Genomic DNA, 9,878 nt, shown 5'->3' with positions numbered 1-9,878 from the left:
GCGGTGGTTGCGGCCGGGCGGGCGGATCTTCCTCGGCGACATCCGCGACCTGCGCCACCGGCGTACCTTCGCCGCCGCCGTCGCGCTCCACGACGCCGACGACACCAGCGGCCTGGCCGACCTGCGCACCGCCGTGGAACGCCAGGTGATGCTGGAGAACGAACTCCTGCTCTCACCCGACTTCCTCGCCGCACTGCCCGCCGAGGTACCCGGCATCACCGCCGTCGACATCGGGCTCAAGCGCGCCGTCCACCACAACGAACTCAGCTCCTTCCGCTACGACGCCGTTCTGCACACCGACCCCGCGCGCGCCACCGACGACCTGCCGTCCACCCAGCTCCGCTGGGGCCGGGACCTCACCGACCCCGGCCGACTGGCGGACCACCTCGACGACGCACAGGGCCGCACCCTGCGGATCGTGCGCGTCCCCGACGCCCGCGTGGCGGCCCCCCTCGCCGCCGCCACCGCCCTCGATAACGGCAGCGACCCCGAGGCCGTGCTCCGCCGACTACGCGCTCCGCTGCCCGCCCGTGTCCCCGACCCGGAGGACTTCCACCGCGCGGCCGAGAAGCTCGGCCTCGTCGCCGCCCTGACGCCCACCCCGGGCGAACCGGGCGAGTACGACGTCGAACTGCGGCCCGCCGGGACAGCCCCCGCCGGCGCCCCGCTGGGCCGCTACCGTGCCCCGGCGGAGGCCGCCGCGCTCCGGCTGTGGGCCCACGCGGGAGAGCCGAGCCGCAGTGACGAACACGCGCAACTCGTCGCCCGCGTACGCGCCCACCTCACCGAACGCCACCCCGACTACATGGTCCCGGCGTTCTTCACCGTCCTGGACCGGCTGCCCCTCACCGCGAACGGCAAGGTCGACCAGCGCGCCCTGCCCGACCCCGGACTGCGCTCCACCGAACAGGGCCGGGCGCCGCGCTCCCCGCAGGAAGAAGTGCTCTGCCGCCTCTTCGCCGACGTCCTGGGCCAGGCATCCGTCACCATCGACGACGACTTCTTCGCCCTCGGCGGCCACTCCCTGCTCGCGGCCCGGCTCATCACCCGGGTCCGCGCCGCCCTCGGCACCGAACTCGCCGTCCGCGCCCTGTTCGAGACGCCGACCGTGGCGGGACTCGCCGAACGGCTCGGTGTGTCCGACGGGTCCGACGCCTTCGACGTGATGCTGCCGTTGCGCCGGGGCGGGGACCGGGCCCCCCTGTTCTGCCTTCACCCGGCGGGCGGCATCAGCTGGGTCTACTCCGGACTGCTGCGCCACCTCGACCCCCGCAGGCCCGTCTACGGCATCCAGGCACCCGGCCTCACCGAACGCGGCACCACCCCCGACACCATCGCCGCCCTGGCCGCCGATTACGCGCACCGCATCCGCCAGATCCAGCCGGACGGCCCCTACCACCTGCTCGGCTGGTCGCTGGGCGGCCTGCTCGCCCACGCGGTCGCACACACCCTGGAGAGCGAGGGGGAGCGGGTCGCCACCGTCGCCCTGCTCGACGCATATCCCGACATCGAACGCCCAGGCGACGACAGCGCCCAGCAGGAAGCCGCCATGACGCGCGGCATCTACGAGGTGCTGCTCACCGAAGCGGGCGTGGACCCCGCCCGCGCGGCGGGCCGTGACCCCGAACGTTCCGAGGTGGTCGCCCTGCTCAAGGAAGGCGGCACCGCGTTGGCTCAGCTGATGGACGAGGACCGTGTCGAGGCGTTCACCGACGTCTTCGTGCACTGCAGCCGCATGATGTTCGACCGGCCGCTGGGCGCGGTCCGCAGCGACCTCATCTTCTTCGCCGCCACCCGGGGCGGCCTGGACGGCGCACCCCCGGCGGAGCGCTGGCAGCGCTACACGCGCGGCGAACTCACGATTCATCCGCTGCCGTGCGGACACGCGGAGATGGTCGCGCCCGAGCACATCGCGCGCATTGCCGCCGTCCTCACCGAGCACCTCGACGGCCGACCCTGACGGCCCACCGCACGCCGGCCCCGCCCCGGCCCGCGCGCGTCCCCCGACCACATCAGCAGTTGATCCAGCCTTCCCCGCCCTCTCACGAAGGAGCCCGACCAATGTCCAACCCGTTCGAAGACCCCGAGGGCCGCTTCCTCGTCCTCGTCAACGACGAGGGGCAGCACTCCCTGTGGCCCGTCTTCGCCGACGTGCCCGCGGGCTGGAGCGTGGCCCACCCCGAGGACGACCGGCAGACCTGCCTCGACTGGATCGAGAAGACCTGGACCGACATGCGGCCCAGGAGCCTCGCCGCCCGGATGGACGGCCACCAGCCCCCCGCAGACCAGGCACACTGAACGGCGGTCCCATGGCACCGGCACCCGACACCGTCCGCCGCGCGCAGCCCCGCGCCGCCGACCGTGACGTCCCCAGACACGGCACGGCGCACTTCGACGCGGTGCGCCGCATCCTCGCGCGGCTCCCTGAGAAGAGCGCCAGGTCGCCCGCCCAGGAGCGGTCCGTACAGGAGCTGTTCGCGCGCGGCCGTGCCGCCCGCGAGGACTTCCTGCGCCAGCACGTCCGCGAGATCTACGCCTCGTTGACGGACGATCTGCGGGCGACCCCACGGGTCGCCGAGCTGCTGGCCGCCGCCGCCCTGCACCATCCCGGCCTGGTCCCCGGCGCGCCGGACCTGGCCGCCGACCGCGAACGCCCCCAACGCGCGAAGGAAGGTTGGGAGATCGACCAGGGCATCTTCATCGCCCACGTCCTCGACGACCCTGTCTGCGGACGCCATCTGCTGCACGCCATGGCCCGGCCCCGCCCGCGCGCCCTGGACCTGCTCGACGAGTTCCGCCGACGGGACACCATCGACCTGGGACCGATCGCAGTGCACCACGAGAAGGGCGTCGGACACGTCGTCTTCCAGAACCACGGCTGCCTCAACGCCGAAGACGACGCCTCCAATCAGGCGCTGGAGGTCGCCGTCGACCTGGTGCTCCTCGACGACCGCATCGACGTCGGCGTCCTGCGGGGCGCGCCTGCCACCCACCCCAAGTGGGCGGGCCGCCGGGTGTTCGGCGCGGGCATCAACCTCACCCACCTGCGCCAGGGCCGCATCTCCCTCGTCGAGTTCTTCCTCGACCGGGAGCTGGGCGCCGTGAACAAGATGTACCGGGGCCACTCCGGTCCCCACTACACCGGCGAGGCGGAGCCCCGCAGCGTACGGGAGAAGCCCTGGATCGCGGCCGTGGATGCCTTCGCCATCGGCGGTGGCTGTCAGTTCCTGCTGGTCGCGGACCACGTCCTCGCTGAGGAGGGGGCGTACGTCAACCTGCCCGCCGGGCGCGAGGGCATCATCCCCGGCTGCGGCGTGATGCGGCTGCCACGGTTCGTCGGCGAGGGCGTCGCCCGCCAGGCGGTCTTCTTCAGCCGCGACCTGCCGGTCGACAGCCCCGAGGGCCGCATGATCGTCTCCGAGGTGGTACCGGGGGCTGCTCTGGGTGGCGCGGTGGACCGGGCGGTCGAGGGGCTGCGCGCCACCGGCCTCTCCAGCGTCCTGGCCAACCGCAGGTCTATGCGCATCGCGGGAGAACCGCAGGACACCTTCCGCCGCTACATGGCCAACTACGCACGGGATCAGAGCTATTGCGCCCACAGCCAGGCCGTGGCCGACAACCTGGACCGCAACTGGGGCCGTTGAGAGAGCCGCGGCCGGGCCCGTACGCCGTCCACTGAGGAGGTGTGCGCCGGCCGCGGCGGGTCACGCAGCGGGGCGGCGGGAACCGGAGGGTTCCCGCCGCCCCGCTGCGCTGTGCCCGATGGCGGTGCGGGGCGTCCGCTGTCACGCCCCCGGAGTGCCGCCGATGCCCCAGTGCGCCGGTGGCACCTCCTGGAGCACCACCCAGGTCTGCTCCCGCGCCTTGTCGCCGAGCACCTGCCCGACCGCGTCGGTCAGCGCGGCGATCAACTCGCCCTCGTTCTCCGGCGTGAGCCTGCCCTTGTACATCTTGACGTCGATCAGTGGCATGCGTCGTCCCTTCCTCGCGGTGTGCGGCGACCCGTACGCCCCGTGACCGAGGCGAGCGCGTCGTCCAGCGCCTGCACCAGGTGGTCCACCTGGGAGTCGGTGAGCCCCGGATGACAGGGCAGGTTCACGTGTTCCTCGAACCACAGGCGCTCCGCCACCGGGCATTCGCCCGCGAGGTGGCCCCGGGCCTTCCACTCGGGCAGCAAGTGCATGGGGAAGTAGCGCAGTTCGATCTCCACGCCACGCTCGTCCAGGCCCCGCACCAGCTTCTCGCGCAGACCGGGAGCGGAATCGACGAAGAACGTGTACAGGTGGTACGCGTGCTGGACCTCCGGCCCCGGCCGCTGTGTGCGGCACTGCGGGTAGCGCTCGAGGACCTGGTCGAGCCGGGAGGCGATGGCACGGCGCCGCGCCACCAGTTCCTCGAGCCGGCCCAACTGGACCAGCCCTACCGCACAGGCGGCCTCCGACAAGGTGGCGTTGGTGCCGGGCCGCCGCACACCGTCGCAGGCCATCCGGTAGACCGACGACGAGTACTTCATCCACGGCAGCAAGTCGGGTGCTCCGTAGCCCGGTTCGGGCAGCGCGGTGTAGTGGCCGTCGGCCTCGTTGGACCGCAGCCGCTCCACCCGGTCCGCCCAGTCGTCACGGCCGAAGGTGATCATCCCGCCCTCGCCGAGGGATGTGATGTTCTTCGAGGAGTGGAAGCTGAAGCAGCCCACGTCACCCAGAGCGCCGGGCCTGCGTCCCCGGTACGCGCTGCCGAGCGCGTGGGCGCAGTCCTCGACGACGGTGATGCCGCGCTCACGCGTCAGCGCGACGATCCGCTCCATGTCCGCGGGCCAGCCCCCGTAGTGCACCAGCACGATGGCCCGCGTCCGGTCGGTGATCAGCTCCTCCAGTCGCCGCGTGTCCACGTTGAGGGAGTCCGGGTCGATGTCGCAGAACCGCACCCGCGCGGGGGAGGCCAACAGCGGCTGCACGGTGGCCTGGTACGTCTGCGGAGTGGCCACCACCTCGTCGCCCTCGGCGAGGTCGAGCAGGTGCACCGCCATCTCCAGTGCCACCGTGCCGCTCGTCACCGACAGGGCGTGCCGGGAACCGGTGTAGTCGGCGAAGCTTCTCTCGAAGCGGCGCCGGTGCTCGCCCGAGGACAAGGACGCTTCGGAGGCGACCAGCTCGGCCAGTGCGTCGGCCTCCTCCTGCCCCAGCACACTGCCCCGGCCGGCGGCGGGCACCGCGTACCGGGGTCGTACGCCGAAGCGTTGCGGACCGGTCCGCGCGGCAGGCTGCGCCGGCGGAGGCTGCTCGCCGGGCGTGTGCGGCGGTACGGAGGGCTGCGGACAGGCGTCCGGACGCGGTACGGACATGGCTCAGCCCCCCGACTCGACGGCACGGGTGCGCAGCTTCTTCTTGTCGATCTTTCCCAGGCCTGTCAGTGGGAAGGCGTCCACCAGCACGAGCCGTTCGGGCAGCTTGAAGTCGGCGACACCGCGTCGGGTGAGGAACGCCTTGAGCTCGCCGAGCGCCGGTGGCGCGCCGTCCGGTATCACGCAGACACAGACCCGTTCGCCCAGGACCGGGTCCGGCACCGCCACCACGGCGGCCTGCTGCACCCGTTCGTGGGCGCCGACGTGGCGTTCGACCTCCGTGGCGGAGACCTTGTCGCCGCCACGGATGATGACGTCCTTGGCCCGCCCCTCGACGACCACGCCCCCAGCCTCGGTGAGCCGCACCAGGTCGCCCGTGCGGTAGAAGCCGTCCGCGTCGAAGGCGGTGGCGTTGTGGTCGGGGGCGCGGTAGTAGCCGCGCAGCGTGTACGGGCCCCGGGTCAGCAGTTCGCCCGTGACGCCGGGCGGCACGGGCCGGTCCCCGGTGTCGACCACCCGCAGTTCGTCCTGCGGTGAGATCGGACGGCCCTGGGTGGTGAGGACGGTGTCAGGCTCGTCCGTGCTCCGCGTCAGGCAGAGCAGGCCCTCCGCCATCCCGAAGACCTGCTGGAGCGTGCAGCCGAAGGCGGGCTCGATGCGCCGTGCCACCTCGGGGTGCAGCTTGGCACTGCCGATCTGCAGGGTGCGCAGCGTGCTGAGGTCACGCTCCACCCACTCCAGTCCCTCCAGCCACAGATGGGCGACGGTCGGCACCACGGAGGTGAGGGTGACACCCTCCTGCTCGATCAGCTCGAAGCACTCCTCGGGGCCCGTTCCGGGCGCCAGCACGACGGTTCCGCCCGCCGCGAGCACGCCCAGCACCCCGGGACAGCCCCAGGTAAAGTTGAACGGCAGCGGCAGCACCGCCAGATAGACGCATGCCTCGTCCACCGCGCAGATCTCGGAGGCGGCCCGCACCTGGTACAGGTAGTCGTCGTGGGTCCGAGGAATGAGCTTGGGCAGCGCCGTGGTGCCGCCGGACAGCAGGAAGAACGCGGCGTCCGAGGCGTCCGGCGTCCCGGGGGACACCAGCCCCTCCCGGTGTGCGGGCGCGGTCTCCATCTGGTCCCCGCCGCCCGCACCGGGGCCCGCCTGCTGCGGCGCGACCGGCTCGGACAGTGCGTCGAACGAGGTGTACGGGCCGGGTTCGCCCACTACGAACACCTCGCGCAGGGTGGGCACGTCGTCGCACACCTGCCGGGCCAGGTCCCGGTAGTCGAAGCCGCGCAGTTGGTCCGGCACCACATAGGCGACCGCCTCCGCATGCGCGCACAGATGGGTGATCTCGCTGGAACGGTGCGCGGGCAGTGCGTGGACGGGCAGCGCGCCGAGCCGGTAGAGCGCGAAGCTCAGCACCACGAACTCGGTCACGTTGGGCAGTTGGACGACGACCCGGTCACCGTGGCCGATACCGCGCGCCCGCAGCCCGTCCACGACGCGGTCCACCCACGCGTCGAGCCCGCCGTAGGAAAGCCGGTGCCGGGCGCCGACCACGGCGGTCCTGTCCTGATACGCGGCGGCCCACCGCCGCAGCTCGTCCCCCAGCGTGTGTCCCGCCCAGAGGCCGGATTCGCGGTACCTCTCGGCCGTCTCCGCGGGCCAGTCGACGCATCCCTCAAGCACAGCGGCTCCTTCGATCTGGTGTGTCCCGACGCCCGGCCGGGCCGGACCCTTCCTTTGTGACTGCGACTCTCCAAGCCTTTGTCAAGTCCCGGGAGTTTCCTCGTGCTGTGACCTGTCGCTCTCCACTATGCGCTTCTGTTTTGTTGCGGCTCCCTTGCGGGAAAAGCGAGTTGGGCGGTCCGAAGAACAGGGAGGATACAAAACACCGGACTTCACCGGAATGGGTAGTCCTATTCGCTCTTCTCTTGCTCTGCTATCGTGCCGTGCATGGCTGACAATTCGGTTCCTCAGACTTTCGAAGAACTCCGCGCCACGGTGGCCGGACGGGTCGGGCTGAGTCCGGCCGAGATTGGCAGGGAGGACAGTCTGTTCGAGGTGGGGCTCGACTCCGTCACCGCACAGTCGCTGATCGGCTCATGGCGACGGGCCGGACTCGACCGGCACTCCCGTGAGTTCCTCGACTCGCCGACGCTCGGGGAGTGGTGGCTTCTCCTGTCGAAGGGCTGAAGCCCCGTCCCCGACTCCGTGCACCGCCCAGAACTGTACGGGCCGCGCTCTCGCCCTGGCAATTGTTCTGGTATTCCGCTGACGAAGTGCTGACACTTCGGCCCGGATGTCCCATGGACGGCTGACGTCGCGCTGACGACTGCCGCCCGCCAATTGCCCTCGAAGGGCCCGAGGTTCTAGATGTGGACTTCCGAAATGGGCTTCGCATTGGAACCCCTGGCATGTGTCCCAATGAGGACGAGCGTGCGCGAGAGCGCGCGGAGCGGAAGGCTGAGGTGGGCACGATGAAATTCGGCGTGAACTTCTTTCCCGTGGTCGACCCGGAGATCAGGAGCGCCACGGAGTGCTACGACCTGGCGGGCGAGCTGTCGGAGTTGGCCGACAATCTTGGCTACGAACACGTGCAGACCGTCGAGCACTACCTCTCGCCCTACGGCGGCTACTGCCCCGACCCGGTCACCCTGCTGACCGCGCTGGCGGCCCGCACCCGGCACGTACGCATCATCACCGGCGCCGTCATCCCCGCCTTCACCCACCCGCTCAAGCTCGCCGGGAAACTGGCCATGCTCGACCACCTCTCACACGGCAGGCTCGACGTGGGCTTCGGCCGCGGCTTCCTGCCCACCGAGTTCGCCGCCTTCGGCGTGCCGATGGACGAGAGCCGGGCCCGGTTCGCCGAAGGCATCGAGGCGTGCCGTCAGCTGTGGACCACCGAAGACCTGGTGTGGCAGGGGAAGTTCCACCAGTTCGGACCGGTCACCCTCCTGCCCCGGCCGTACCAGCGCCCGCACCCGCCGATCTTCGTGGCCTCCGCCACCAGTGCCGAGTCGTGTGCCGCCGCCGGGGCCGAGGGGCACCACCTCCAGGTCGTTCCGTCCGTCACCAGCGCCGAACAGCTCCAAGCCATGCTGGCCGCCTACCGCGAGGCGTGGGCGCGGGCCGGACACACGCCCGGCGGCTACCGCATCCAGGTCAAGTACACCTGTTACCTGGCCCCCCGCCACAAGGACGCGCTCGACTCGGCCCGGCAGTGGGAGCAGTCGTACGTGGACCACATGGCGGGAGCGGTGGCCCCTCTCGCGAACGGGGCCGGTGCGGACTACCCGGGCTACGAGAAGTTCGCCGAGAAGGCGGCGGCGTACGACTTCGACACGGCCCTCGCGGCGCACAAGGTGCTGGCGGGTGACGCGAACGCCGTCCGCGAGCAGATCGGGGCGGTGCGCGAGGCGCTGGGATCCGACATCGACCTCAGCCTCCAGTTCAGCCCCGGAGGACTGGAGCGGGACAAGGCCCTCGCCGCCGTACGACTGTTCGCCGACAAGGTGATGCCCGCCTTCCGGGACCAGCGGACGCCGCTCGCAGCGGCCCGCTGACAGGCTGACCACCCGGGCCCGGTGGGTCGCACGCGCGCCCGTCCCACCGGACCCGGCCGGGCAGACACCCGCGCCCCGTCGTCAGTCACCTGGGCGGGGGGTCAGCGCGAGGACCGCGAGGGAACACCGTTCAGCGCGGCCTGTACCTCCTCGCGCACCAGCACGGGGATCTCCGGCCCCCTGGAAACGAAGTAGAAGTGGCCGCCCTCGAAGAGGCGGCACCCCTGGAACCGGTCGCCGTACTCCGACCACCCGGCCAGCTCGGCAGGCGAAGCCCATGGGTCCGCTGTGGCCCCGTACACGCTAAATGGCACCGGGAGCTCCAGTGCGCGGCCGGCGGCGGGTCGCCAGTTCTCCACGACGGAGAAGTCCGCCCGGATCACCGGTTCCAGCAACGCCCACAACTCGGGGTCGTCCAGGATGTGTTCGGGCGTCCCACCCATCCGCTTCAGCTCCTCGCGCAACAGCGCGGACGACAAGGTGTGCAGGGTGGTGGGGCGTTCGCGCACCGCGCGGGGGCATCCGCGTGCCGAGACGCCCACCCACACCGGCAGCGGCAACCGGGCCTCTCGCAGCGCGAGCGTCAGCTCGTGCGCCACCAGGGCGCCCATGCTGTGGCCGAAGAAGGCGAAGGGCCGGTCCAGCCATAGCAGCAATTCGTCCATGAAGTGCCGTACCAGCGTGTGCACATCGGCCACCGGAGCCTGGTCCGCGAGCATGCCGCGCCCCGGCGCGTCCGTGAGGCACACCTCCCAGTCCCCCGGCAGATGACGGTCCCAGTCGCGGAACACCTGGTGCGAGCCGCCCGCGTGGTGTAACAAGAAGAGCCGGGCGCGCGGGTGGGCCACCGGGCGCGCCGGGAACACGGCCCCCTTCGCCGTACCGGACCATGACGTCACGTCGTCCTCATTCCTTCTCGGCCCGCGGGCCCCTCGACCCGTCCTTCGGCCTTCACCCGGCACCAGGACCGGGAA

The 9,878-nt window shown here is 71.4% G+C and carries 9 protein-coding genes; 5 read left to right on the top strand and 4 right to left on the bottom strand.

Annotation, left to right across the window (positions count from 1 at the left end):
• The 3 genes from A6A29_RS15620 to A6A29_RS15610 form a co-directional block, all read left to right on the top strand.
• The coding region (locus A6A29_RS15620; RefSeq protein ID WP_143196990.1) for an alpha/beta fold hydrolase at positions 1-1,960 on the top strand (1,960 nt) is incomplete at its 5' end.
• A gap of 101 nt (positions 1,961-2,061) precedes the next feature.
• Positions 2,062-2,298, top strand: a complete 237-nt coding sequence (locus tag A6A29_RS15615) for an MbtH family protein (protein WP_073720679.1) — start codon at positions 2,062-2,064, stop codon at positions 2,296-2,298.
• A gap of 11 nt (positions 2,299-2,309) precedes the next feature.
• Positions 2,310-3,644: an enoyl-CoA hydratase/isomerase family protein gene (locus tag A6A29_RS15610; RefSeq protein WP_079182775.1), complete on the top strand. Its 1,335-nt coding sequence runs from the start codon at positions 2,310-2,312 to the stop codon at positions 3,642-3,644.
• A gap of 141 nt (positions 3,645-3,785) precedes the next feature.
• On the opposite strand, the gene A6A29_RS15605 is transcribed toward A6A29_RS15610, so the two are convergent.
• Genes A6A29_RS15605 through A6A29_RS15595 form a run of 3 tightly spaced genes read right to left on the bottom strand, consistent with a single transcriptional unit; the run spans position 3,786 to position 7,024 of the window.
• Positions 3,786-3,971: a tautomerase family protein gene (locus tag A6A29_RS15605; RefSeq protein WP_073720678.1), complete on the bottom strand. Its 186-nt coding sequence runs from the start codon at positions 3,969-3,971 to the stop codon at positions 3,786-3,788.
• Positions 3,962-5,341 carry a DegT/DnrJ/EryC1/StrS family aminotransferase gene (locus tag A6A29_RS15600; protein WP_079182774.1) on the bottom strand — a complete coding sequence of 460 codons (1,380 nt, stop codon included), beginning with the start codon at positions 5,339-5,341 and terminating at the stop codon, positions 3,962-3,964. The genes A6A29_RS15605 and A6A29_RS15600 overlap by 10 nt, the downstream gene beginning before the upstream one ends.
• A gap of 3 nt (positions 5,342-5,344) precedes the next feature.
• Positions 5,345-7,024, bottom strand: coding sequence for a (2,3-dihydroxybenzoyl)adenylate synthase (locus A6A29_RS15595; RefSeq protein ID WP_073720677.1), 1,680 nt, complete (start codon positions 7,022-7,024; stop codon positions 5,345-5,347).
• A gap of 267 nt (positions 7,025-7,291) precedes the next feature.
• On the opposite strand from A6A29_RS15595, the gene A6A29_RS15590 reads away from it, so the two are divergent.
• Positions 7,292-7,531, top strand: coding sequence for a phosphopantetheine-binding protein (locus A6A29_RS15590; protein WP_073720676.1), 240 nt, complete (start codon positions 7,292-7,294; stop codon positions 7,529-7,531).
• Positions 7,532-7,815: 284 nt separating this feature from the next.
• The gene (locus tag A6A29_RS15585; protein WP_073720702.1) at positions 7,816-8,904 is read left to right on the top strand and encodes an LLM class flavin-dependent oxidoreductase; all 1,089 of its coding nucleotides are present in this window, start codon (positions 7,816-7,818) and stop codon (positions 8,902-8,904) included.
• Between the two features lie 101 nt (positions 8,905-9,005).
• On the opposite strand, the gene A6A29_RS15580 is transcribed toward A6A29_RS15585, so the two are convergent.
• Positions 9,006-9,803 (bottom strand): thioesterase II family protein, encoded by a 798-nt coding sequence (locus A6A29_RS15580; protein ID WP_241838485.1) that lies wholly within the window; start codon positions 9,801-9,803, stop codon positions 9,006-9,008.
• Positions 9,804-9,878: the final 75 nt, after the last annotated feature.

This window comes from Streptomyces sp. TSRI0281 (genome assembly GCF_001905125.1).
Taxonomy (GTDB): domain Bacteria; phylum Actinomycetota; class Actinomycetes; order Streptomycetales; family Streptomycetaceae; genus Streptomyces.
Note: the sequence above shows the minus strand (reverse complement) of the source record. Positions and strands in the feature narration are given on the sequence as shown.

Coding starts and splice junctions, on each gene's coding strand:
- A6A29_RS15605 (WP_073720678.1), bottom strand. CDS start 3,971: ATGCCACTGATCGACGTCAAGATGTACAAGGGCAGGCTCACGCCGGAG.
- A6A29_RS15610 (WP_079182775.1), top strand. CDS start 2,310: ATGGCACCGGCACCCGACACCGTCCGCCGCGCGCAGCCCCGCGCCGCC.
- A6A29_RS15590 (WP_073720676.1), top strand. CDS start 7,292: ATGGCTGACAATTCGGTTCCTCAGACTTTCGAAGAACTCCGCGCCACG.
- A6A29_RS15585 (WP_073720702.1), top strand. CDS start 7,816: ATGAAATTCGGCGTGAACTTCTTTCCCGTGGTCGACCCGGAGATCAGG.
- A6A29_RS15615 (WP_073720679.1), top strand. CDS start 2,062: ATGTCCAACCCGTTCGAAGACCCCGAGGGCCGCTTCCTCGTCCTCGTC.
- A6A29_RS15600 (WP_079182774.1), bottom strand. CDS start 5,341: ATGTCCGTACCGCGTCCGGACGCCTGTCCGCAGCCCTCCGTACCGCCG.